Annotated in this window: 21 protein-coding genes and 2 tRNA genes; 9 read left to right on the forward strand and 14 right to left on the reverse strand. The window is 62.1% G+C overall.

Annotated features, from left to right (window positions below; translation table 11 throughout):
* Nucleotides 1-8 precede the first annotated feature (8 nt).
* The 10 genes from tolQ to KUO17_RS15835 form a co-directional block, all read right to left on the reverse strand.
* The gene (tolQ, locus tag KUO17_RS15790; RefSeq protein ID WP_043864241.1) at nucleotides 9-704 is read right to left on the reverse strand and encodes a protein TolQ; all 696 of its coding nucleotides are present in this window, start codon (nucleotides 702-704) and stop codon (nucleotides 9-11) included.
* A 2-nt stretch (nucleotides 705-706) separates the two neighbouring features.
* The gene (ybgC, locus tag KUO17_RS15795) at nucleotides 707-1,162 is read right to left on the reverse strand and encodes a tol-pal system-associated acyl-CoA thioesterase (RefSeq protein WP_217976473.1); all 456 of its coding nucleotides are present in this window, start codon (nucleotides 1,160-1,162) and stop codon (nucleotides 707-709) included.
* Nucleotides 1,163-1,287: 125 nt separating this feature from the next.
* Nucleotides 1,288-2,343: a Holliday junction branch migration DNA helicase RuvB gene (gene ruvB / locus KUO17_RS15800; protein WP_217976474.1), complete on the reverse strand. Its 1,056-nt coding sequence runs from the start codon at nucleotides 2,341-2,343 to the stop codon at nucleotides 1,288-1,290.
* Entirely contained in the window at nucleotides 2,344-2,952 is a 609-nt protein-coding gene (gene ruvA, locus KUO17_RS15805) for a Holliday junction branch migration protein RuvA (RefSeq protein ID WP_217976475.1), read from the reverse strand.
* A gap of 108 nt (nucleotides 2,953-3,060) precedes the next feature.
* Nucleotides 3,061-3,585, reverse strand: coding sequence for a crossover junction endodeoxyribonuclease RuvC (gene ruvC / locus KUO17_RS15810; protein ID WP_163942628.1), 525 nt, complete (start codon nucleotides 3,583-3,585; stop codon nucleotides 3,061-3,063).
* A 119-nt stretch (nucleotides 3,586-3,704) separates the two neighbouring features.
* Entirely contained in the window at nucleotides 3,705-4,451 is a 747-nt protein-coding gene (locus KUO17_RS15815; protein ID WP_217976476.1) for a YebC/PmpR family DNA-binding transcriptional regulator, read from the reverse strand.
* Between the two features lie 122 nt (nucleotides 4,452-4,573).
* On the reverse strand, nucleotides 4,574-6,349 hold the full coding sequence (aspS, locus tag KUO17_RS15820; protein WP_217976477.1) for an aspartate--tRNA ligase: 1,776 nt from the start codon (nucleotides 6,347-6,349) through the stop codon (nucleotides 4,574-4,576).
* Between the two features lie 95 nt (nucleotides 6,350-6,444).
* A complete protein-coding gene (locus KUO17_RS15825; RefSeq protein ID WP_217976478.1) occupies nucleotides 6,445-6,666 on the reverse strand; it encodes an FmdB family zinc ribbon protein in 222 nt (73 codons plus the stop codon).
* Nucleotides 6,667-6,776: 110 nt separating this feature from the next.
* Nucleotides 6,777-7,106 carry a ribbon-helix-helix domain-containing protein gene (locus KUO17_RS15830; protein ID WP_217976479.1) on the reverse strand — a complete coding sequence of 110 codons (330 nt, stop codon included), beginning with the start codon at nucleotides 7,104-7,106 and terminating at the stop codon, nucleotides 6,777-6,779.
* Nucleotides 7,107-7,384: 278 nt separating this feature from the next.
* The gene (locus KUO17_RS15835) at nucleotides 7,385-7,855 is read right to left on the reverse strand and encodes a Dps family protein (RefSeq protein ID WP_043864248.1); all 471 of its coding nucleotides are present in this window, start codon (nucleotides 7,853-7,855) and stop codon (nucleotides 7,385-7,387) included.
* 305 nt (nucleotides 7,856-8,160) lie between these two features.
* Here KUO17_RS15835 and KUO17_RS26905 point away from each other — a divergent pair, with 305 nt between their 5' ends.
* Nucleotides 8,161-8,748 carry a cold shock domain-containing protein membrane protein gene (locus KUO17_RS26905; RefSeq protein WP_217976480.1) on the forward strand — a complete coding sequence of 196 codons (588 nt, stop codon included), beginning with the start codon at nucleotides 8,161-8,163 and terminating at the stop codon, nucleotides 8,746-8,748.
* Nucleotides 8,749-9,264: 516 nt separating this feature from the next.
* Here KUO17_RS26905 and KUO17_RS15845 read toward each other — a convergent pair.
* Nucleotides 9,265-9,471: a SlyX family protein gene (locus KUO17_RS15845; RefSeq protein WP_217976481.1), complete on the reverse strand. Its 207-nt coding sequence runs from the start codon at nucleotides 9,469-9,471 to the stop codon at nucleotides 9,265-9,267.
* Nucleotides 9,472-9,474: 3 nt separating this feature from the next.
* Complete coding sequence (locus KUO17_RS15850) at nucleotides 9,475-9,900, reverse strand: HIT domain-containing protein (RefSeq protein WP_217976482.1); 426 nt, start codon at nucleotides 9,898-9,900, stop codon at nucleotides 9,475-9,477.
* A 791-nt stretch (nucleotides 9,901-10,691) separates the two neighbouring features.
* On the opposite strand from KUO17_RS15850, the gene KUO17_RS15855 reads away from it, so the two are divergent.
* From KUO17_RS15855 to KUO17_RS15865, 3 genes are all read left to right on the forward strand, one after another.
* Nucleotides 10,692-11,963, forward strand: coding sequence for an OprD family porin (locus KUO17_RS15855; protein WP_217976483.1), 1,272 nt, complete (start codon nucleotides 10,692-10,694; stop codon nucleotides 11,961-11,963).
* A 166-nt stretch (nucleotides 11,964-12,129) separates the two neighbouring features.
* The gene (locus KUO17_RS15860; protein ID WP_217976484.1) at nucleotides 12,130-13,845 is read left to right on the forward strand and encodes a proline--tRNA ligase; all 1,716 of its coding nucleotides are present in this window, start codon (nucleotides 12,130-12,132) and stop codon (nucleotides 13,843-13,845) included.
* Nucleotides 13,846-13,865: 20 nt separating this feature from the next.
* Entirely contained in the window at nucleotides 13,866-14,813 is a 948-nt protein-coding gene (locus KUO17_RS15865; protein WP_217976485.1) for a YceB family lipoprotein, read from the forward strand.
* A 45-nt stretch (nucleotides 14,814-14,858) separates the two neighbouring features.
* Here KUO17_RS15865 and dinB read toward each other — a convergent pair whose 3' ends face one another.
* The gene (dinB, locus tag KUO17_RS15870) at nucleotides 14,859-15,923 is read right to left on the reverse strand and encodes a DNA polymerase IV (RefSeq protein ID WP_217976486.1); all 1,065 of its coding nucleotides are present in this window, start codon (nucleotides 15,921-15,923) and stop codon (nucleotides 14,859-14,861) included.
* Between the two features lie 214 nt (nucleotides 15,924-16,137).
* Between dinB and KUO17_RS15875 the strand changes: the two genes are divergently transcribed.
* The 4 genes from KUO17_RS15875 to KUO17_RS15890 all read left to right on the forward strand — a co-directional run bounded on the left by KUO17_RS15875 (nucleotide 16,138) and on the right by KUO17_RS15890 (nucleotide 20,601).
* Nucleotides 16,138-16,214 (forward strand) — tRNA-Met (locus KUO17_RS15875).
* A 134-nt stretch (nucleotides 16,215-16,348) separates the two neighbouring features.
* Nucleotides 16,349-16,425: transfer RNA gene (locus KUO17_RS15880), tRNA-Met, on the forward strand.
* A 241-nt stretch (nucleotides 16,426-16,666) separates the two neighbouring features.
* The gene (mprF, locus tag KUO17_RS15885) at nucleotides 16,667-19,309 is read left to right on the forward strand and encodes a bifunctional lysylphosphatidylglycerol flippase/synthetase MprF (RefSeq protein ID WP_217976487.1); all 2,643 of its coding nucleotides are present in this window, start codon (nucleotides 16,667-16,669) and stop codon (nucleotides 19,307-19,309) included.
* A complete protein-coding gene (locus tag KUO17_RS15890) occupies nucleotides 19,309-20,601 on the forward strand; it encodes a virulence factor family protein (protein WP_217976488.1) in 1,293 nt (430 codons plus the stop codon). The genes mprF and KUO17_RS15890 overlap by 1 nt, the downstream gene beginning before the upstream one ends.
* Before the next feature lie 102 nt (nucleotides 20,602-20,703).
* On the opposite strand, the gene KUO17_RS15895 is transcribed toward KUO17_RS15890, so the two are convergent.
* Nucleotides 20,704-22,602, reverse strand: coding sequence for a potassium transporter Kup (locus KUO17_RS15895; RefSeq protein WP_217976489.1), 1,899 nt, complete (start codon nucleotides 22,600-22,602; stop codon nucleotides 20,704-20,706).
* Between the two features lie 267 nt (nucleotides 22,603-22,869).
* On the opposite strand from KUO17_RS15895, the gene rimO reads away from it, so the two are divergent.
* Nucleotides 22,870-24,207, forward strand: coding sequence for a 30S ribosomal protein S12 methylthiotransferase RimO (gene rimO / locus KUO17_RS15900; protein WP_217976490.1), 1,338 nt, complete (start codon nucleotides 22,870-22,872; stop codon nucleotides 24,205-24,207).
* Nucleotides 24,208-24,222: the final 15 nt, after the last annotated feature.

The raw sequence follows: 24,222 nt of genomic DNA on the forward strand, positions 1-24,222 counted from the left end.
TTACCTGATCACTCTTCGCTGGTGTGCACTTTACGGTGCAGGATGGCCTGGAACTCGTCGGCGAACGTGTAGTAACGGCCGATCAAGACTTCACTGCGCGCAGCGAAACGGTTGTAGGCAATAACTGCCGGAATCGCGGCGAACAGGCCGATCGCGGTGGCGATCAGCGCTTCGGCGATGCCCGGGGCCACGGTGGCCAGGGTCGCCTGCTGGGCAGATGCCAGGCCGCGGAAGGAGTTCATGATGCCCCATACAGTACCGAACAGGCCGATGTACGGGCTGGTGGAACCGACGGTGGCGAGGAATGGCAGGCTCTGCTCCAGCTTCTCTTCTTCACGCGAGATGGCCACGCGCATGGCCCGGCCAACGCCTTCCATCACCGCATCAGGGTCGACACCCGGCTGCTGGCGCAGGCGCGAGAACTCCTTGAAGCCGGCGCGGAAGACCTGCTCCACCCCCGAGTCCGGGTCCGGGTTGCTGCCGGCCTGACGGTACAGTTTGGACAAGTCGATACCCGACCAGAAGCGCTCCTCGAAGCTTTCCAGCGCACGACGACCGGCACGCAGCATGGTGCTGCGTTGAAAAATCATGATCCATGAGGTCACCGATGCGGCCACCAGAATCAGCATTACCAGCTGCACCACGATGCTGGCATTACTGACCAGGCTCCACATGGAGGTATGGTCGACGACGTTAGCTTCCACGCTTAATCTCCTGCTTTTGATTGTGTACCCGCACCATCCGCCGCAATAAAGGCTGCACGCAGCTCAGGGGGGATGGCTCGGGGTTTGAACGTATCGGCGCGCACACAGGCCACCAGGAACTGCCCTTCGCAGAGCAGCGTTGCATCACGTTCGCGCCACACCTGCTGCACAAAGCGCAGGCTGGCGCGATTCAATTCAAGCACTTGTGCGGTGACCCGCAATTCATCGTCCAGGCGGGCCGGCGCGTGGTAGCGCGCCTCGCTGGAATGAACGACGAACAAGGTGTTCTGTTCTGCCATTGCAGACTGGGCAAAGCCCAGCTCGCGCAGCCGCTCGGTGCGGGCACGCTCCATGAATTTCAGATAATTGACGTAATACACCACGCCGCCCGCATCCGTGTCCTCGTAATAGACGCGACAGCGATGTGCGAACGACTCAACCCCATTTTGCGCGCGCATACTCTAGTGCTAACTCCTCAGCTTGCCAATCCGCCCCACCAACTGTTTTTGACGGATTATGTCGTATTGCCAGCGCGACCCGTGCGTGTTCGCCGATAGGACCACGAATCGGCCGGATAAATCTGTCATTCATCGGGCGGTGCGGAAAAACCCTCGCTGCCCGCTGCCTCGCCCATCCGGTTGGGGATGTTCAGGCCGAAGTGCAGGTAGGCGTGACGGGTGACCACCCGCCCGCGCGGGGTACGCATGATGTAGCCCTGCTGGATCAGGTACGGCTCGAGCACATCCTCGATGGTGTGGCGTTCTTCGCTGATCGCCGCCGCCAGGCTGTCTACGCCCACCGGGCCACCGTCGAATTTCTCGATCATGGTCAATAGCAGGCGCCGGTCCTGGTGGTCGAAACCACGTTCGTCGACATCCAGCAGGTTGAGCGCAAGATCGGCAATGGCCTTGGTGATGTCACCCTTGCCACGCACTTCGGCGTAATCGCGTACGCGGCGCAACAGGCGGTTGGCGATACGCGGCGTGCCACGGGCGCGGCGGGCAATTTCAAAGGCGCCCTCGTCTTCGATGGGCAACCCGAGAATCCCGCCCGACCGGCTGACGATGGTCGCCAGGTCCGCGGTGTTGTAGAACTCCAGGCGCTGCACGATACCGAAACGGTCGCGCAGCGGGTTGGTGAGCATGCCGGCGCGTGTGGTGGCGCCGACCAGGGTGAACGGCGGCAGGTCGAGCTTGATCGAGCGTGCTGCCGGCCCTTCGCCGATCATGATGTCCAGCTGGAAGTCTTCCATGGCCGGGTACAGCACCTCTTCGACCACCGGCGAAAGCCGGTGAATCTCATCGATGAACAGTACATCGTGAGGTTCGAGATTGGTCAGCAGCGCTGCCAGGTCACCCGGACGCTCCAGGATCGGCCCCGAGGTGCTCTTGATCGACACGCCCATTTCCTGGGCGATGATATTGGCCAGGGTGGTCTTGCCCAGGCCCGGCGGGCCGAAGATCAGCGTATGGTCCAACGACTCGCTGCGCCCGCGCGCGGCCTGGATGAACAGCGCCATCTGCTCGCGCACCACCGGCTGGCCGATGTACTCGTCCAGGCGCAGCGGGCGGATGGCCCGGTCCTGGACCTCTTCGCGGTCACGCCCGGTGGCGGTTATCAGTCGGTCGGCTTCGATCACTTAAATCATCCCTTTGAGGCTGCGCCGGATCAGCTCTTCGCTGCTCAGGCCCTTGGCATCGATGGCCGCCACCGCGCGGCTGGCCTCTTGCGGCTTGTAGCCCAGCGAAATCAGCGCACTGACCGCATCGGTTTCGGCCGTGGAGACGGTCGGCACCGGCTGCGGGCCATCGGACACCAGGGTAAACAGGCTCGGCGCGGTTTCCCAGGCCTTGAAACGGTCCTTGAGCTCCACCAGCAGGCGCTCGGCGGTCTTCTTGCCAACCCCTGGCACCTTGACCAGCGCCGAGGTGTCCTGAGCCTGCACGCAGCGTATCAGGTCGTCGACCTCAAGGCCCGACATCAATGCCAGGGCAAGCTTGGGGCCTACGCCATTGAGGCGGATCAGTTCGCGAAACAGCTCGCGCTCGCGCTTCTCGTGAAAACCGTACAGCAGATGCGCATCCTCGCGAACCACCAGATGGGTATGCAGGGTCACCGCCTCCCCCACCTTGGGCAGGCGATACAGCGTGGTCATCGGCACTTCCAGCTCATAGCCAAGGCCGTTGACATCGACAATCAGGTGCGGCGGCTGCTTTTCAGCCAGGGTGCCGCGCAAACGTCCAATCACGTTCAGGTCCTTTATCCAGGGCGCCGGGCCGGTCAAGCCCGCCGCCAGTCGCCATGATTGCAAGCAGGCGGTAGCCGGCAAGCGAAATTATGTTAGCCGATGATGCTATCAGAGCCGCAGGCGGCCGCTACGGCTGCGTGCAGCCCCCAGCCCGTGAGCCACCAGGCTGGAGCGAGTGTGCGCGTGGCACATGGCGATGGCCAGGGCATCCGAGGCGTCGATCTGCGGCTTCTGGGTCAGCTTGAGCAGGTGCATCACCATCAGTTGCACCTGCTCCTTGTTCGCACCACCGGTGCCGGCGATCGCCTGCTTGACCTGGGTGGCGCTGTACTCGGCAATCTCCAGCCCCTCTTCGGCCGCCGCCACGATCGCCGCGCCACGCGCCTGCCCGAGCTTGAGCGCCGAATCGGCATTGCGCGCCATGAACACCCGCTCGATACCCATGGTCACCGGCCCGTGCTGGCGAATGATCTCGCGCACGCCCCGGTACACGATCTGCAGGCGCTCTGGCAGTTCGCCGCTGCCGGTGCGTATGCAGCCGGAGGCCACGTACTCGCAGCCACGTGGGGTATGACGCACCACACCATAGCCGGTAATCCGCGAGCCGGGGTCAATACCAAGAATCAGAGTCATAACGCCTGCACAAAAAATGACGCATGGGTGCGCCGTTGAAAAGACAGAAGCCGGACCCACCCCAGGCGCTCAGTGCACCTGCAGACGGATCCGGCCTCGAGTACGCCAGCACTGAAACCTTAGCCGAGTTGCTCCATGACCTCGTCAGGAATCTCGGCGTTGGAGTAGACGTTCTGTACATCATCCAGGTCTTCAAGCATGTCGATCAGCTTGAGTACCTTTTGCGCACCTTCCAGGTCCAGCTCGGCACTGGTGGTGGGCTGCATCACGATTTCTGCATCCGCCGCCTTGAAGCCGGCCGCTTCCAGCGCGGTGCGCACTGCATAGAAGCTGGCAAAGGAGGTGAACACGTCGAACGAGCCGTCTTCGTTGCTGACCACGTCGTCCGCATCGGCTTCCATCGCCGCTTCCATCAGCGCATCTTCATCGACGCCTGCGGCAAAGCTGATCTGCCCCTTGCGCTCGAACAGGTAGGCCACCGAGCCATCGGTGCCCAGGTTGCCGCCGCACTTGCTGAAGGCGTGCCGCACGGCCGCCGCGGTACGGTTGCGGTTGTCGGTCATGGCCTCGACCATCACGGCCACGCCACCCGGGCCGTAGCCCTCGTAGCTGAGCTCTTCGACGTTGTCGGCCTCGGTCGCGCCAGCACCGCGGGCCACGGCCCGATCGATGATGTCGCGGCTCATGTTGGCACCCAGCGCCTTGTCCAGGGCCAGACGCAAGCGCGGGTTGGAGTTCGGGTCGCCGCCGCCTTGCTTGGCGGCAACCGTCAGCTCACGAATCCACTTGGTGAAGATCTTGCCTCTCTTGGCATCCTGGCGCTCTTTGCGGTGCTTGATGTTCGCCCACTTGGAATGACCCGCCATATCCGACTCCAAAAATCCTTGAAACAAAACCACGCCCCCGCCCGGTCAACCCGCGGCGTGGGCAATCAAATCGGCGTGCCGTAACGCAAAGGCGCATCCAACTGGATGCGCCCCGGGTCCGCTTACTCAGCCTTGGGCTGTTCGCGCAGACGAATGTGCAACTCACGCAGGGCCTTGGCATCGACCAGGCCAGGGGCCTGGGTCATGACGCAGGCCGCGCTCTGGGTTTTCGGGAAGGCGATCACTTCACGAATCGACTGGGCGCCGGTCATCAGCATGACCAGGCGGTCCAGACCGAAGGCCAGGCCACCGTGTGGCGGTGCGCCGAACTTGAGGGCGTCGAGCAGGAAGCCGAACTTCTCTTCCTGTTCTGCCGCTTCGATACCCAACAGGCGGAAAACGGCCTGTTGCATCTCCTTGCGGTGGATACGGATCGAGCCGCCACCCAGTTCGGTACCGTTGAGCACCATATCGTAGGCACGCGACAGTGCGGTGGCCGGGTTGGCCTCCAGCGCTTCAGGCGAGCACTTGGGCGCGGTGAACGGGTGGTGCAGCGCGGTGAAGCTGCCGTCGTCGTTCTCTTCGAACATCGGGAAGTCGACGACCCACATCGGTGCCCATTCGCAGGTCAGCAGGTTGAAGTCATTGCCGACCTTGATACGCAGCGCGCCCAGGGCCTCGCTGACGATCTTGGCCTTGTCGGCGCCGAAGAACACGATGTCGCCATCGACCGCACCCACGCGATCGAGAATCACGTTCAGGTTGGCCTCGGGGATGTTCTTGACGATCGGCGACTGCAGACCTTCGACGCCCTTGGCGCGCTCGTTGACCTTGATGTACGCCAGGCCCTTGGCACCGTAGATACCGACGAACTTGGTGTACTCGTCGATACGGCTGCGCGGCATGCTCGCCCCGCCCGGTACGCGCAGTGCGGCAACGCGGCACTTCGGATCGTTGGCCGGGCCGCTGAACACCTTGAAATCCACCGCTTGCAACTGATCGGCAACGTCGACCAGTTCCAGCGGGTTGCGCAGGTCCGGCTTGTCGGAACCATAGCGACGCATGGCTTCTTCGAAGGTCATGTGCGGGAAGTCGCCGAACTCCAGGTCCAGTACTTCCTTGAACAGCTTGCGAATCATGCTTTCGGTCAGGCCCATGATCTCGGACTCATCGAGGAAGCTGGTCTCGATGTCGATCTGGGTGAATTCTGGCTGACGGTCGGCACGCAGGTCTTCGTCACGGAAGCACTTGGCGATCTGATAGTAGCGATCGAAGCCGGCGACCATCAGCAGTTGCTTGAACAACTGAGGCGATTGCGGCAGTGCGAAGAAGCTGCCAGCGTGGGTACGGCTTGGCACCAGGTAGTCACGCGCGCCTTCCGGGGTGGCCCGGGTCAGGATCGGCGTTTCGACGTCCAGGAAGCCGTTTTCGTCGAGGAAACGACGGATGCTGGTGGTGATGCGCGAGCGCAGGCGCAGTTTCTCGGCCATCTCCGGGCGACGCAGATCGATGAAGCGATAGCGCAGACGGGTTTCTTCACCCACGTCGGAGTATTCGTTGAGCGGGAACGGCGGGGTTTCCGCTTCGTTCAGCACTTCAAGCTCGTAGCCCAGCACTTCGATGGCGCCAGAGGCCATGTTGGCGTTGACCGCACCGGCAGGACGCGGGCGTACCTTGCCGGTGATCTTAACCACGTACTCGCTGCGCACGCGGTCGGCGGCAGCGAAGCTTTCTGCGCGGTCCGGGTCGAACACGACCTGGGCCATGCCTTCGCGATCACGGATATCGAGGAAGATCACCCCGCCGTGGTCGCGACGACGATGGACCCAACCGCAAAGGGTAATTTCCTGACCGTCCAGGCTCTCGTTCAGTTGGCCGCAATAATGGCTGCGCATCATGATGGTGGTTTCGCTTCTCGTGATTCGTGAATTCGGTAAAGGCCTTGCAGACCCAGGGGGGCCCATAGTGCAAGAGCCTGGCAGTTCAGTTCAACTCAGTCGGCCTTGTCGGCGCCCGCCAGGTTCTTTTTCGAGCCGGTTTTGAAGTCGGTCTCGTACCAACCCGTGCCGCCCAGGCGGAAACCTGGGGCCGAGATCAGCTTTTTCAGGGCTGGCGCCTGGCAGGCCGGGCAATCGGTCAGCGGCGCTGCGCTGATCTTCTGCAGCGCCTCCATCTGGTGGCTGCAGGCAGCGCATTGATAGTCGTAAAGTGGCATTGGCGTATCTCGTTGACCACTGCGCGGGCCACGCCCCGCAGCAAAAAGCGAGATTATATATGGTTAAGGAGGGCTGTGCAGCCTGCCCAGCCTCCCAGCGCACCAATGGCTCAGGCCGCGCTGGTACCGCCCAGCAGATAGACCACGCAGATCACCCGTACCAGACCACTGAAATTCTTGACCCCGCCATGGCGCAGGTGCACCTCGCGGTCGACATGGGATAACAATGAATTGACCGTGCAGTGATTGGCGGCGGCAATGCGCTCGAGGATTTTCCAGTAGACCTCCTCCAGGCGCAAGCACGTGGCAAATCCGTTGAGGCGCACCGAACGTGACAGAGGGCGGGCCAGCCCCATGTTGAAATCGGCCTGAAAAGGATCGATCGCGTCACCCTGACGTTTTCCCGGGGCGTGCGCACCTTCATTCACAACTCGCGACATATTCTTACCACGCTTTGACTGACAGGAAGTTCAACCCCGGAACAGTGTTATTCCAGGTGCCTGTCTATAAAGCGCTGATCAACGCAGACGAACCAGCAGACCCCTCACCCACAAAGTGTAGGAAGTAACCTTAGTTTGATTGGTCCATTAAACCTGCAGAAAACCTTCCCTTGAAACACCTGCTGCACTGTGCCTGACATGAAAAAGCCCGAACCCTCTTGTTGCGCGGGCTCGGGCCTGTTCAATGCTCGGGACGCTGCCGACGAGCGGCTAGCGGCTTACTTTGCCAGCAAGGAGCGCAGCATCCACGCTGTTTTCTCGTGGGCCTGCATGCGCTGGGTGAGCAGGTCGGCAGTGGGTTCGTCGCTGACCTTGTCCAGCAGCGGGAACAGGCTGCGCGCGGTACGCACGACCGCTTCCTGGCCATCGACCAGTTGCTTGATCATCTCTTCGGCAGCCGGCACGCCCGGCTCTTCCTTGATCGAGGACAACTTGGCATAGGTGGAATAGGTGCCCGGTGCCGGGAAGCCCAGGGCACGAATACGTTCGGCAATCGCATCCACGGCCAGTGCGAGTTCGTTGTATTGCCCTTCAAACATCAAGTGCAATGTATTGAACATCGGCCCGGTGACGTTCCAGTGAAAGTTATGGGTCTTCAAGTACAGTACATACGTATCCGATAACAGATGCGACAGCCCGTCGACGATGGACTTGCGATCTTCTTCACTGATACCAATATCAATTGCCATGTACATTTCCTTCCTGTGATGTCAGATCAACACGCTGGCAGGCACTGTACCAAGAGTTGCACACGCCTGCAGCCCCGTTTGCCGGGCTTCGCTGCGACACAGCGCAGCAGCTGGTGGCGGCAGGGCGACCAGCTGATTTGAGAACCCCCCGGCTTTGCGGTTAAATAGGCAGCGTGCCGTCATTGCGTATTTTTCGGGCAGTGGCGCATAGGCTGTACCTGCGCTTTGGCGCCTCATCGGTAACTGCGCACCGTGGGTTCAGCTCTTCCTGTGATATGCCTTAATAAAATGTGAGCCAAACCACCATGTTCAAGATCGTTCATCTGTTGACGGGCGCAGCTGCCTTGCTGCTGTCCCTGATACCCAGCCTGAGGGGCGAAGCCGTCCCTTTCCTGCAGCAACCGGACGCCATTTACCTGGCCCTGTTCGGCCTGCTCAACCTGACGCTGGCCCCTGTACTGCCCCAGCACTACCGTGGCGCGCGTCACTACCTGCAACAGGCTGCCAGCAGCCTGCTGGTACTGGCGGTGATCGTGCAGGCAGTCACGCTGCTGGCGCGCCCGGAGCTTGGCAATGTCGGGGCAATGGCCTGCGTACTGCTCGCGGTGCTGCTGCACCTGCTGGCGGGCCTGGCCAAAGTGGGACGAGCCCGCAGCCCGGCGGCGTCGTACGACATGAGCAACCGCGATACAGGTACCGTGAAGTGGTTCAACACCTCCAAGGGTTTTGGTTTCATCTCGCGTGATTCTGGGGATGACATCTTCGTGCACTTTCGTGCGATCCGTGGCGAGGGTCATCGGGTATTGGTCGAGGGCCAGCGCGTGGAGTTTTCGGTGATGAACCGGGACAAGGGTTTGCAGGCTGAGGATGTGATTGCGGCGCCGCGGCGCTGATCGTCACATGAAAAACCGCGACGGTCTCACGACCGCTCGCGGTTTTTTTACGCCCGCGGTACCGCGGTTGCTGTTGCTGTTGCTGTTGCTGTTGCTGTAGATCTTGATTGTCCGGCCCGTCAGGAGGCCGAGTGGAGCGCCTGCGTAGTGGGGTGTAGGGCCATGGATGGCCCGGAAAGCGCCGACGGGCAGGGACGCCCGTGCGGTGCGGCCCCACGGAGCAGGTGCGGAGGGAGGGAACCCGGAGCGAAGCGCAGGGCCGTATGTTGGGCCGGGGACTTCTTGGTTACTTTTGCGTCCTTTGCAAAAGTGACCCGCTGCAAGAGCGGAAGGCGGCCTTGAATATCCAGAAAATTCTGGATATTCACGCAAGCGGATATTTGCTGATCGTGTACATATCCAGCAGGTGTATCGATGCCCAGGCACCTTTGCGCCCCTACAGCGGCTTACTGGGGGACGGAAAGATCAAGATCTACAGCCACAGCCACAGCGCAGGCCACGGCGGGCGAGTCATTTTCAATAATGTGGCGGCGGCGCCTCTTCGTCGCTGGACTCGTACTGCCCCACCATCTCCTCATAACGCTTAAGCAGCGCCCCCATCTGCAATTGCAGCCGCTCCACCACCCGCTGCTGCTCAACCAGCACATCATTCAACGCCAACAATGTGTCGTCCTGGAATGCAAGCCGGCTCTCCAGCTCGGTAACCCGCGCTTCAAGGGTCATGGTTCAGGCCTCGATCGGTTGAAGATGATTGCCAAGCTCACGCTCGACCACACGGCGCACATGCGCCAGCTCCTCAGGCGCATAGGCCAGCGCCGGCTGGCTACCCCAGACTGGCCCAGGCCAGGCTGCATCACTTTCACGCCGCACAATCACATGCATATGCAACTGCCTGACGACATTACCCAGCGTCGCGATATTCATCTTGTCCGCAACGAACAGCTTGTCGAGCAACTTGGCCAGCAACGTGGTCTCCTCCCAGAGTTGCTTCTGCTCCTTCTCCTCAAGTTGAAACACTTCACTGATGGCCCGACGGCGCGGCACCAGAATGAACCATGGATAGTTAGCATCCTTACTAAGTAACAGACGGCAAAGAGGAAAATCCCCCAGCGCAACAGTGTCGTGATGCAAACATGAATCCAGAACAAACACAGGCCATCTCCTCGCATTTCTTTGATGCCCGCGCCCGGCGAGCCATGCCTGCAAGGATACTCCCGATCGACACACCTGGCATGAACGACATGACGCAGTTCAGCAGACGCCCCGTTTTGGCCCGCCAAATGCCGCACGGCACCAGCATCTGCCACAACGCCAACACCCCCGTCGGTAACAGAACGCTACTTTTCGCACCAAAATAGCGCCAGGCGAACCCAATAAGTGCGACGCCTTGTCGGAAACTACCCACTTGCCCTCCAAATCGGTAACGAGTTGACTGTGAAGTCGGCTTTTCACTTATTCCATAACGGCATCTCCAGGCAAACGAAAACGTCTTTGCACCCCCGGTTTTGCAGCACCAAACCCGTTTCGAATGAACAAATGTGAAAATTTCATCAATGCCAGGCATGGTTGAGCACGCTTGTTGCATTCTCACTCGGGAACGTCGGCACGGCGCCTGCATAGGCAAGCGCACGGCGACAAAAACAACAGCTGCACGGGTAACCAGGGAGTTTTGGCATCAAGGGCTTAGCGATTTCCAACAGCCCTTATGCCCTGCGAAACAGCGCTGGAGTTGAGCGAGCCGGCAGTGCCGGGACGTAATTTGCGACAGGGACTTAACCGTTTGCGACGTGACCGTAGAGTTACCGAAAGGTTCGTTTCGCAAGTATCGCCAACAACAGTCAGCGTGATATACCTTTCGCCGACTCAAACAAGAAAGAGCCGCCCCATAAAAAAACCAAGGGGCATGGCAGCAATCTTCCTAAAAACCAAAGGAGCAAATCACGATGCGCGTGATGAAGTGGAGCATAATCGCACTGGCCGTAGCGGCAGGCACCTCGCAGTTGGCCATGGCGTCTTCGCAGGATGAATCCAAGGGGTTTGTTGAAGACAGCAGCTTGAACGTCAAACTTCGTAACCTGTATTTCAGCCGTGACTATCGCAATAACGGCGCGCCTGGCCCGACTAAAAGTTATGCCCGTGAATGGGGCCAGGGCTTCCTTGGCACGTTCGAGTCCGGCTTCACCCAGGGCACCGTCGGTTTCGGCGTTGATGCCATCGGCATGCTTGGCCTGAAACTGGATGGCGGCAAGGGCACGGCTGATACCGGCCTGTTCCCTACCGGCTCCGACGGCCGCTCCCAGGACGATTACTCCAAGGGCGGTGGCGCGGTCAAATTCCGCGTTTCCAACACTGTATTGAAAGTAGGTGACCAGTTCACCGCACTGCCGGTTTTTGCCACCGACGACAGCCGGCTGCTGCCAGAAATGGCCCAAGGCGGCTTGTTCACCAGCGAAGAAATCAAGGGCCTGACCCTGCACGCCGGTCGCTTCACCAGCCTGACCAATCAGGAACAAACCAACCGCGACAGCGCCCGCCTGACCAAGGCAGACGTTCTGGGTGGTAGCTATGCCATCACCGACGGCCTGAGCACCAGCCTCTACTACTCCAAGGTCGAAGACTACTGGCGCAAGTACTACGGCAACCTGAACTGGAGCCTACCGATCAGCGACGAGCAAGGCCTGGTATTCGACTTCAACATCTATGACACCAAAGGTGATGGCGCCAACAAAAGCCGCGCTTACGACGGTGACAAGCTCGACAACCGTGCATTCAGCCTGTCGGCAGCCTATACCATCGGCGCCCACACCTTCACCGTCGGTCACCAGCGCATCAGTGGTGATGGCGGCTATGCCTACGGCGTGGACGGTGGCGGCACCGTCTTCCTGCTGAACTCGATTGCCCGTTCGGACTTCAACGCCGAAGACGAGAAATCCTGGCAGGCACGCTACGACATCAACATGGCAACCTTCGGTGTACCAGGCCTGAGCTTCATGACCCGCTACGCCCATGGTGAGGGTGCCAACGTCGCAACCACCTCCAACGGCAAGGAATGGGAGCGCGACATCGAGGCCAAGTACGTGCTGCAGGACGGCCCGGCCAAAGACCTGAGCTTCCGTGTTCGCCAGGCTACCTACCGCTCCTCGGACAACGTGTATGGTTCACCGTCCCTGGACGAGCTGCGCCTGATCGTGGAGTACCCGCTGAGCATCCTGTAAGCCTTGCGGCTCACGGACCCCAGCTCGAAAAAGCCCGGCCCTGCCGGGCTTTTTCTTTTGCGCTGATACACTTGGCGCAGTTTCCGGCGCCACCATCCTGTACGCCACCGAATCGCCCCCGTACAATGCGGGGTCATTTCAGTTAAGCAACCGACAACGGCCTACCATGCGCACCAGTCAATATTTGCTCGCCACACAGAAAGAAACCCCTTCCGACGCCGTCGTGATCAGCCACCAGCTCATGCTGCGTGCCGGCATGATCCGCAAGCTCGCATCCGGCCTTTATACCTGGCTGCCGATGGGCCTGCGTGTGATGCGCAAGGTCGAGGCCGTGGTGCGCGAGGAAATGAACGCTGCCGGCGCCCTGGAAGTGCTGATGCCAGCCATCCAGCCCGCCGAGCTGTGGCAGGAATCCGGCCGCTGGGAACAGTATGGTCCGGAGCTGCTGCGCCTGAAGGATCGCCACGGTCGCGAGTTCTGCGTGGGCCCCACCCACGAGGAAGTGATCACCGACCTCGCGCGCAACGAGCTGAGCAGCTATAAACAGCTGCCGCTGAACATGTACCAGATCCAGACCAAGTTCCGCGACGAGATCCGTCCGCGCTTCGGCCTGATGCGCGGTCGCGAATTCATCATGAAGGACGCCTACTCCTTCCATGCCGACCAGGCATCGCTGCAAGAAACCTACGACCGCATGCACCAGGCGTACTGCAACGTGTTCACCCGCCTGGGCCTGGATTTCCGCCCCGTACAGGCCGACACCGGCTCGATCGGTGGCAGCTGGTCGCATGAGTTCCACGTACTGGCCGAATCCGGTGAAGACGATGTGATCTTCAGCGACAGCTCCGACTACGCCGCCAACATCGAGAAGGCCGAGGCTGTACCACGGGAAACCGTGCGCCCTGCGCCCACCGAGCAACTGCGCCTGGTCGACACCCCGGACGCGAAAACCATCGCGGCGCTGGTCGAAGGCTACGGCGTTCCGATCGAGCGCACCGTCAAGACCCTGATCGTGCATGCGGCCGAAGAAGGCAAGCTGATCGCGCTGATCGTACGTGGCGACCACGAGCTCAACGAAATCAAGGCAGCCAACCTGCCACAGGTGGCCAGCCCGCTGGTCATGGCCAGCGATGCCGAACTGCGTGACGCCATCGGCGCCGGCGCCGGCTCCCTGGGCCCGCTGAACCTGCCGCTGCCGTGCATCATCGACCGCTCGGTAGCATTCATGAGCGACTTCGGCATTGGCGCCAACATCGACGACAAGCACTATTTCGGCGTGAACTGGGAGCGCGACCTGCCAGTACCGCAAATCGCCGACCTGCGCAACGTCGTGGCCGGCGACCCGAGCCCGGACGGCAAGGGCACGCTGATGATCAAGCGCGGCATCGAAGTCGGGCACATCTTCCAGCTGGGTACCAAGTACAGCGAGGCACTCAAGTGCCAGGTGCTGGGTGAGAACGGCAAGCCGGTGACCCTGGCCATGGGCTGCTACGGCATTGGTGTATCACGCGTGGTCGCCGCCGCCATCGAGCAGAACTACGACGACAAGGGCATCATCTGGAGCGACAGCCTGGCCCCCTTCCAGGTCGCCCTGGTACCGCTGCGCTACGAAACCGCCGAAGTGCGCGAAGCCACCGACAAGCTCTATGCCGAGCTGACCGCCGCAGGCTTCGAAGTGCTGCTGGATGATCGCGACAAGAAAACCAGCCCCGGTATCAAGTTCGCCGACATGGAACTGATCGGCATCCCGCACCGGATCGTGGTCAGTGACCGTGGCCTGGCCGATGGCAACCTGGAGTACAAGTACCGCAAGGACAGCGAGGCACAGGCCTTGCCCGTGGCCGAGGTGCTGTCGTTTCTGCAAGCCCGTATCCGTCGCTGATAGCCAACACAAGAGTAGACATGTTCAAGCGAATGACCTTCGGAGGCGCCGCCTTGTGCGGCGCCGTACTCCTCAGCGGCTGCGCCAATCAGATGTCCCAGCGCAGCGAGCACGAGGAGCGAATCGAGCGCAAGCTGCTCGAGCACAGCCTGCAGATCGATGTCGGAGAGCCGAAGGTACTCGAGCTGCCGCAACGACGTGTACGCATCCACGAGCAGAAGAACTTCGAAGTGACCGAATTCGAAGTGACCCGTCGCTACGACCGCTATACGCCCTACCAACCCTGGCGCGAACTCTACGAGATCCCGCTGGGCGCGGTAGCCGTGGTGGCGGGTGTGGGGGCCAACGTGGTCAACGTGTTCGCACTGGGCAACCTGCCTGACAGCGTCACCCATGACTGGCTCAGCTATGGCTTCGCCGGGCTCAACCCGTTCATGAACGCACAGTCCAACGGCCGAGCGCAGCAGAACCTGGCGGGCATCACCGAAGTGCAGAAGGACAAACGTCAGGAGTACACCAGCCTGCCGTGGAGCGAACGCCCGGTCGAGGTCAAGGCGGGAAAGCTCACCCACGAGCTGACCACCGATCGCAACGGGGTGCTGCGCCTGAACCTGCTCGACAGCCCGTTCACCGAACAGAACCTTACCCACGTTGGCACCCTGCATCTGGCCGTAGCCGATGAAGACAACAGCGTACGCGCCGACGCCAGCCTGCTGCTCAGCTCTACCCTGCGCGGCAAACTGGTGGAAGCCCACGACCTGATCTACGACGACCTGGAAGACGATGAAGTCGGCCAGTGGGTCCATCGGGTCAAGCGCTTGTCGGAGCTGGGCCTGGAAGAGGAAGCCAGCGAGCTGGAGCAGAGCCTGATCGAGCTGACCCGCAACGATCCGGAGCTGCAACAGGAGTTTCTGAAGTCGCTGACCAAGGATGCCGGCCGTCTGGTGGCCGACCCCGGCGCACAGTAATCGCCCTCCCGCAAACCGAAAGCATCGCCCTCGGTGCTTTCGGTTTCACTGGGGCGCGAACAGCTCCAACTGTTCATGTGCCCCGCGCAGATCCTGCAGACGCACGCCTATCCCCAGCAACCTGACCGGCTTGGCGCCACGCGCAAAGGCCTGGCTGAGCAACTGCTGATAGCTTTCCAGGTCACGCCCTGCCCCCGCCTGCTCCAGGGTGGTCTGGGTAAAGTCATGGAACTTGACCTTCACGAACGGCTTGCCCGGGCGGTAGCTGTTGTCGATGCGCGCCATACGGCCACTCAATGACTCAAGCAACTCGGGCAGTTTTTCCAGGCAACTGGCCAGGTCCGGCAAGTCAGCGTCGTAGGTATTCTCGACACTCACCGACTGGCGCCGGCTGTCATTGTGCACCGCCCGCTCATCGATACCCCGCGCCAGGCCATACAGGCGCTCACCAAAACTGCCGAACTCGCGCACCAGCGCCAGCCGCTCCCACTCGCGCAAATCCAGGCAATTGACGATGCCCAGGCGCCCGAGCCTGTCTGCCGTGACCTTGCCTACGCCATGCAGCTTGCTGACCGGCAAGGCGGCGACGAAATCCTCGACCTCGGGGGGCGTGATCACGAACAGCCCATTGGGCTTGCGCCAGTCACTGGCGATCTTGGCCAGAAACTTGTTCGGCGCCACGCCCGCCGACACTGTTATATGCAGGCGCTGCGCAACGCGGCGGCGAATATCGTCGGCAATGCGTGTAGCGCTGCCCGCGAACCGCGGGCTGTCAGACACATCCAGGTAGGCTTCATCCAGCGACAGCGGCTCGATAAGCTCGGTGTACTCGCGAAAGATATTGTGGATTTCCCGCGATGCCTCTTTATAGGCATCCATGCGCGGCTTGACGATGACCAGGTCCGGGCACAGCTTCAACGCATGGTGCGAGGACATCGCCGAGCGGACGCCAAAGGCACGTGCCTCATAGTTGCAGGTCGCAATCACCCCACGCCGCTCGGCCGAGCCACCCACTGCCAAAGGCTTGCCGGCCAGGCGGGGATCGTCGCGCATCTCGATGGCCGCGTAGAAACAATCGCAGTCGATATGGATGATCTTGCGCTGAGACATGGATGACCGTGGCTACCGTTGATTCGTACGCGCAGTATCTCATTCACGCCCGGTGGGTGCACCAACGCTGCCATGGCACCCCACAAATGCCCTGCAAGCCCCGGCCAGCCTGCCCCGCAACCTGTTTACGAGCGCTAAGCAATTGAACAAAAAAGGATTTCTGGTTTTTAGCGGTTGACACGTCCCGATATATCTGTAGAATTCACTCCACAGACGCGGGATGGAGCAGTCTGGTAGCTCGTCGGGCTCATAACCCGAAGGTCGTCGGTTCAAATCCGGCTCCCGCAACCAAACAACAAAAAAGGCCACTTTGAAAAAAGTGGCCTTTTTTGTTGCCTGCAATTGGGTCAGAAGCAGGTTTTTGTTTTAAATCAACAATTAAGGATTGACAGCCTCGCTGTACGCTGTAGAATCCGCCCCACAGACGCGGGATGGAGCAGTCTGGTAGCTCGTCGGGCTCATAACCCGAAGGTCGTCGGTTCAAATCCGGCTCCCGCAACCAAACAACAGAAAAGGCCACTTTGAAAAAAGTGGCCTTTTTTGCATCCCGCGAAAAGTCCTCTCCCCGCCCTCCCTGCCCACCTCTATTCCTCGCCTCGCCCCGACAGCATGAAACTTCTTTAACTATCCTGATGGGCACGGATCGGTCTGATCGCGAGTAAGATTCAGACACTATTTTTCCATAGGGATTGGTACCTTGGCCGGATACATCGTCCAGTTGCGCACAATCCACGAGGTGATTGATGCGCCCGCAAACGCCTGAAGCCGACACCCCCATCACCGCCGCCCAACCGATTGCCCCGCATCGCCTGCGCTGGCTGGAGCTGCTCAGCCGTTATCGCCAGCCGATCGGCCTGGCGGTGACCTTGCTGCTGTTCGGCATTGCCCTGATCGCCTGCCGCCATCTGCTCAATGAACTGGACATCTATGCGCTGCACGACTCACTGCTGAGCGTGCCAAAAACCGCGCTGGGTGGCGCGCTGCTGGCCACGGTGGCCGGCTTTGTCATCCTGCTGGGCTATGAAGGGTCGGCAAGCCGCTACGCCAGCGTCCAACTGCCCAGACCGACGCTGGCCCTGGGCGGGTTCTGCGCCTTCGCCATTGGCAACGCGATCGGGCTGTCGTTGCTGTCGGGCGGCTCGGTGCGCTACCGCCTGTATGCCCGCCACGGTATCGGCGGCGCGGAAGTGGCCCGCATGACCCTGTTCGCCAGCCTGTCACTGGGCTGCGCCCTACCGCCGCTGGCCGCGCTGGCGACCTTGAGCAACCTGCCCGCCGCCGCCGCTGCGCTACGCACGCCCGCTCCACTGCTGGCAACGATCGCCCTGGGCGTCCTGGCCCTGAGCCTGGCGCTGGCCTACGGACTGTATCGTCGTCGACTGCCTGAACAGCCTCTGGCCGATAACCTGCTGGTACGCGTCGGCCGGCGCACCTTGCGCCTGCCTGGTGCGCGCCTGACCCTGCTGCAGTTGCTGATCACCGCGCTGGATGTGGTGGCGGCGGCCACGGTGCTGTACTTGCTGTTGCCCGAAGCGCCGCCCTTCGGTGCGTTCCTGCTGGTGTACCTGCTGGCGCTGGCAGCCGGGGTGCTCAGCCATGTGCCGGGGGGGGTCGGGGTATTCGAAGCGATCCTGCTGGCCGCCTTTGCCGACCATCTGGGCGCTGCGCCATTGGCTGCCGCCCTGCTGCTGTATCGCCTGATCTACGTGGTGCTGCCACTGCTGGTGGCGTGCGTGGTGTTGCTGGCCAGTGAAGCCCGGCGTTTTCTGTTCGCACGCCAGGCCATCAAGGTGGCCTCCGGGCTGGCTGCGCCGGTGCTCGCGGTGCTGGTGTTTCTGTCCGGCGTGGTACTGCTGTTTTCCGGTGCCACACCTGAAATCGATACGCGCCTCCAACACCTGGGCTTTCTGGTACCGCACCGCCTGATTGACGCCTCGCACTTTGGTGCCAGCCTGATCGGTGTGCTGTGCCTGCTGCTGGCCCAAGGCCTGCGTCGACGCCTGTCGGCCGCGTGGATTCTCACCACCATCCTGCTGCTGGTGGGCGCCCTGCTGTCGCTGCTCAAGGGCTTCGACTGGGAAGAAGCCAGCCTGCTGACGCTGACTGCGTGCCTGCTGGCCGCGTTTCGCGGCTCGTTCTACCGCCCCAGCCGCTTGCTGGAACTGCCTTTCTCGCCGGTCTATCTGGTGACCAGTGCCTGCGTGCTGGGCGCTTCAGTGTGGCTATTGCTGTTTGCCTATCAGGACGTCCCCTATAGCCACCAGCTGTGGTGGCAGTTCACCCTGGACGCCGATGCCCCCCGCGGCCTGCGCTCGGCGCTCGGCAGCGCGGTGCTGCTGGTGATCGTGGCGCTGACCTGGTTGTTGCGCACGGCCCGCCCGACCATCCAACTGCCCGACAGCGAAGAGCTGCAGCGTGCCAGCCGCATCCTGCAGAACTCCGACCAGCCGGACGGCGGCCTGGCCCTCACCGGTGACAAGGCACTGCTGTTCCACCCCAATGACGATGCCTTCCTGATGTACGCACGTCGCGGCCGCAGCCTGGTCGCACTGTACGACCCGATCGGCCCGCCGCAGCACCGCGCCGAGATGATCTGGCAGTTCCGCGACCTGTGCGATATCCACCACGCCCGCCCGGTGTTCTACCAGGTCCGCGCCGAGAACCTGCCGTTCTACATGGACATCGGCCTGTCGGCGATCAAACTGGGCGAGGAGGCACGGGTCGACCTGCTGCGCTTCGACCTCGAGGCCAAGGGCAAGGAGATGAAAGACCTGCGCTACACCTGGAACCGCGGCACACGTGACGGCCTGAGCCTGGAGATCCACGAACCCGGCCAGGCCCCGCTGGATGAACTGAAGGTGATTTCCGACGCCTGGCTGCAAGGCAAGAACGTGCGCGAGAAAGGCTTTTCGCTGGGCCGTTTCAGCCCCGACTATCTGCAGCACTTCCGCATTGCGCTGATCCGCTTCCAGGGCCAGCCGGTGGCATTCGCCAACCTGCTGGAGACCCACAGCCGGGAGCTGGCCAGCCTCGACCTGATGCGCGCCCACCCGCAGGCGCCCAAGCTGACCATGGAGTTCCTGATGGTTGGCCTGATCCAGCACTACAAGGCGCATGGCTACGCCCGCTTCAGCCTGGGCATGGTGCCCCTGTCGGGCCTGCAGCCACGTCGCGGCGCCCCCTTGACCCAGCGCCTGGGTTCGATGGTGTTCCAGCGTGGCGAGCAGCTCTACAATTTCCAGGGCCTGCGCCGCTTCAAGGACAAGTTCCAGCCTGACTGGGAACCCCGTTATATGGCCGTACCCGCCGGGCTCGATCCCCTGGTGGCATTGGCCGATACCGCCGCCCTGATCGCAGGCGGCCTGACCGGATTGGTGAAACGCTGATGATTCGACGCTACTGGCTTCATGTACTGTCGGCCCTGTTGCTGGCGCTGCTCGCCGCTGCGCTGGGCTTCTGGCTGTGGGCCCGCCCCGCGCCGCAAGCGCAGCTGGAACACCTCACCCTGGCCAATGGCAGCAACCTGGTGCGCGTGTCACCCAGTACGCGGGCCAACTCCCACGTGGCGGTTGCCGTACCACAAGACCAGGCCTTGAGCGACAAGCAATTGCTCGACCTGAGCCAAAGCGCCGACGCGCAACTGGTGCAGGTGATCCTGCCGCCGAGCGACTGCACATTGCAGCAACAGTCGCTGCAGCAAGCCCTGCAACAGCTGCAAGGCGCGCCCACCCTGGTGGCCGGTATCGGGCCGGGCGCGGGGCTGGCCTGGCGCTGGCTGGCCACGCAACAGGACGACAAGGCGCAAGCCATTTCCGTTGGCTTCAGCCTCGAACAGCCCGGCTGCAGCACAGCGTTGCCCACGTCGGCAGCCCATGGCCACTGGAACGTGGCCTGGAACGACAACCCGGATGATGCCAGCGCCGCCTTCGTGCGCGACCAGGCCAATGCGCAGACCAGCATCAGCGACTACGACATCCACTTGCCCCAGGTACTCAAGGCGCAGCTGACCCAGGCACTGCTGGGTACAGACGGCAATGCCCTGAGCATCCCGGTGGTGGAAGTGCCGGCCGGGCAGACCACCGACACCGTGACCCTGTTCCTTTCCGGTGACGGTGGCTGGCGCGACCTGGACCGTGACGTGGCGGGCGAGATGGCCAAGCTCGGCTACCCGGTGGTGGGTATCGATACCCTGCGCTACTACTGGCAGCACAAGACCCCGGAGCAGAGCGCGGTGGACCTGTCCGAACTGATGCAGCACTACCGGCAGAAATGGGGTACCAAGCGTTTCGTGCTGACTGGCTATTCGTTTGGCGCCGATGTGTTGCCGGCGATCTACAACCGCTTGCCGGCCGAAGACCAGAAGCGCGTGGACGCGGTCATCCTGCTGGCGTTTGCGCGCAGCGGCAGCTTCGAGATCGAGGTGGAGGGCTGGCTGGGTAACGCTGGCAAGGAGGCACCGACCGGGCCGGAACTGGCGAAGATGCCTGCGGGCAAGGTGCTGTGCATCTATGGCAAGGAAGAGGCCGACGAGAGCGGCTGTACCGAGCACAGCGCCGTGGGCGAACGCCTGGAGTTGCCAGGCGGGCACCATTTCGACGAGAACTATCCGGCGCTGGCCAAGCGCCTGATCAGCGGCATCGAGACGCGCCAGGGAAAGTCCAGCGTCGCTGAGCAATAAAAAGCTTCGCTGGCAAGCCAGCTCCCACAGGAGAGTGCAGGTCTTGAGATCACTGCTGTCCCTGTGGGAGCTGGCTTGCCAGCGAAAGGGGCCGCAAGCCCGCTAGATCTCCACCTGCGTACCCAGTTCGATCACCCGGTTCAAAGGCAGGTTGAAGAAGCGCAGATTACCGTTGGCATTCTTCAGCAAGAACGCGAACAACACACCGCGCCAGCGCGACATCCCTACCAGCTTGGAAGCGATCACCGTCTCGCGGCTGAGGAAATAGGTGGTGCGCATCGGGCTGAAGTCCAGCTCGTCCAGATGGCACAGTTTCAGGGCTGCCGGTACGTCCGGCTCATCCATGAAACCGAAATGCAGAATCACCCGATAGAACCCCTCGCCATACCCTTGCACTTCAAAGCGGCGCTGCGGCGGCACCCGTGGCGAGTCTTCGTTGACCACCGTCAGCAGCACCACCTGGCGGTGCAGCACCTGGTTATGCAGCATGTTGTGCAGCAAGGCATGCGGCACGGCGTCGGAACGCGCGGTCAAGAATACCGCAGTGCCCTCGACCCGATGCGGCGGCTGGATACGCATGCTGCTGATGAAGACCGGCAACGGCAGCGCGCCTTCGTCCAGGCGCTCCACCAGAATCTGCTTGCCGCGCTTCCAGGTGGTCATCAGGATGAACAGCGCAATCCCCGCCAGCACCGGAAAGGCCCCGCCCTGCACCACCTTGGGCACGTTGGCGGCAAAGAACAGGCCATCCACGAACAGGAAGCCCAGCAGGATCGGCACCGCCAGCAGCGGCGGCCACTTCCACAGCAGCAGCATCACCGCCGAGACCAGGATGGTAGTGATCAGCATGGTCCCGGTCACGGCCACACCGTAGGCCGACGCCAGCGCCCCGGACGACTCGAAGCCCAACACCAGCAGGATCACCCCGACCATCAGCGACCAGTTCACCGCGCCGATGTAGATCTGGCCCTGCTCGTCACTGGAGGTGTGCTGGATCTGCATGCGCGGCACATAGCCGAGCTGGATCGCCTGCCGGGTCAGGGAGAAGGCCCCGGAAATCACCGCCTGCGACGCGATCACGGTCGCCAGCGTGGCCAGCCCCACCAGCGGCACCAGCGCCCAGGCCGGTGCCAGCAGGTAGAACGGGTTGCGCGCGGCTTCCGGATTTTCCAGCAGCAATGCACCCTGGCCAAAGTAGTTGAGCACCAGCGCCGGCAGTACCAGGGCGAACCAGGCCCGCGCGATCGGCTTGCGCCCGAAGTGGCCCATGTCGGCGTACAACGCCTCGGCGCCCGTCAGCGCCAGCACCACCGCACCGAGGATCGCCACGCCCATCCCGGGATGAACGATGAAAAAGCGCACCGCCCAGACCGGATTGAGTGCCTGGAGCACCTCGGGATGCTGCAGGATCCCGTGCACACCCAGCGCTGCCAGCACCAGGAACCAGGCCACCATCACTGGCCCGAACAGAATGCCGATGCGCGCAGTGCCATGTTTCTGGATCAGAAACAGCGCCACCAGCACGATCAGCGCCACCGGGATCACCCAGTGATCGATGCCATCGAACGCCAGCTCCATGCCTTCTACTGCCGACAGCACGGAAATGGCCGGGGTGATCATGCTGTCGCCATAGAACAGCGCAGCGCCGAACAGGCCGAACACCACCAGTACCGTCCGCAGTTTCGGATACGGCGCTGCCGCCCGTCGGGCCAGCGCGGTCAGGGCCATGATGCCGCCCTCGCCCTGATTGTCGGCACGCAGGATGAACAGCACGTACTTGATCGACACCACCCAGATCAACGACCACAGGATCAACGCCAGAATGCCCAGCACACCCTCATGGTTGACCGGCACCCCATAACCGCCGCCGAAGACTTCCTTGAGGGTATACAAGGGGCTGGTACCAATGTCGCCGTACACTACCCCGACCGCCGCCACCAACAGGCTCAGCGGCTTTGCCGCTGTATGCCCGGTATCGGCCTGACTGCTTGCCTGAACCATCAACCACTCCCGCAACCAAGACCCAGAGGCCGGCGAAATTCGCGCCAGGCGCTATCATTTTTGCAATTGACTGCAACGTGCTGTGCGCCTCGATGATCAACGCAGGTACAACGCCGCGAAGCATAGCGCAGCGTTCGTCGTATTTCTGCTAGTCAAGCGCGGCGTGCCTCGCTAGAATTGCGCACTTTTTGATCAGAGGCGCCCAAAGCGCCCGTCAGGGCTGCCACCTTTGCGTGCACTGCAGCCCCTCTACACCGAGGTTAGCCAATGTCCACCACCGCCACGCCCACCACGCCAAAGGTCGGCTTTGTTTCCCTGGGTTGCCCGAAAGCCCTGGTCGATTCCGAGCGCATCCTGACCCAGCTGCGCATGGAAGGCTATGAAGTCGTGCCCACCTACGAGGATGCCGACGTGGTGGTGGTCAACACCTGCGGCTTCATCGACTCGGCCAAGGCCGAATCGCTGGAAGTGATCGGCGAAGCCATCAAGGAAAACGGCAAGGTCATCGTCACCGGCTGCATGGGGGTCGACGCCAACAACATCCGCGACGTGCACCCCAGCGTGCTGTCGGTGTCCGGCCCGCAGCAGTACGAGCAGGTGGTCAACGCCGTGCACGAGGTCGTGCCGCCGCGCAAGGACCACAACCCGCTGATCGACCTGGTGCCGCCACAGGGGGTCAAGCTGACCCCGCGCCACTACGCCTACCTGAAGATTTCCGAAGGCTGCAACCACACGTGCAGCTTCTGCATCATCCCCTCGATGCGCGGCAAGCTGGTCAGCCGCCCGGTGGGTGAAGTGCTCAGCGAAGCCGAGCGCCTGGTCAAGGCCGGCGTCAAGGAACTGCTGGTGATTTCCCAGGACACCAGCGCCTACGGCGTCGACGTCAAGTACAAGACCGACTTCTGGAACGGCCGCCCGGTCAAGACACGCATGCTCGATCTGTGCGAAGCGCTGAGCAGCCTGGGCGTGTGGGTACGCCTGCACTACGTGTACCCGTACCCGAACGTCGACGACGTGATCCCGCTGATGGCCGCAGGCAAGCTGCTGCCGTACCTGGACATCCCGTTCCAGCACGCCAGCCCCAAAGTGCTCAAGTCGATGAAACGCCCGGCCTTCGAAGACAAGACCCTGGCGCGCATCAAGAACTGGCGCGAGCAGTGCCCCGAGCTGATCATCCGCTCCACCTTCATCGTCGGCTTCCCCGGCGAAACCGAAGAAGACTTCCAGTACCTGCTCGACTGGCTGACCGAAGCCCAGCTCGACCGCGTCGGCTGCTTCCAGTACTCGCCGGTCGAAGGCGCGCCGGCCAACGACCTGGACCTGGACATCGTGCCGGACGACGTCAAGCAGGACCGCTGGGACCGCTTCATGGCCCACCAGCAGGCCATCAGCAGCGCACGCCTGCAACTGCGCATCGGCAAGGAGATCGAAGTGCTGATCGACGAAGTCGAGGAGCAGGGCTCGGTGGGCCGCAGCTTCTTCGATGCGCCGGAAATCGACGGCAACGTGTTCATCGACGGCGACCACGGCTTCAAGCCGGGTGACAAGGTCTGGTGCCGGGTGACCGACGCCGACGAGTACGACCTGTGGGCCGAGCCTGTCTGAGCCAACGCCGTTCAA

Origin of the sequence: Pseudomonas aegrilactucae (genome assembly GCF_019168305.1) — a bacterium.
Lineage (GTDB): Bacteria > Pseudomonadota > Gammaproteobacteria > Pseudomonadales > Pseudomonadaceae > Aquipseudomonas > Aquipseudomonas aegrilactucae.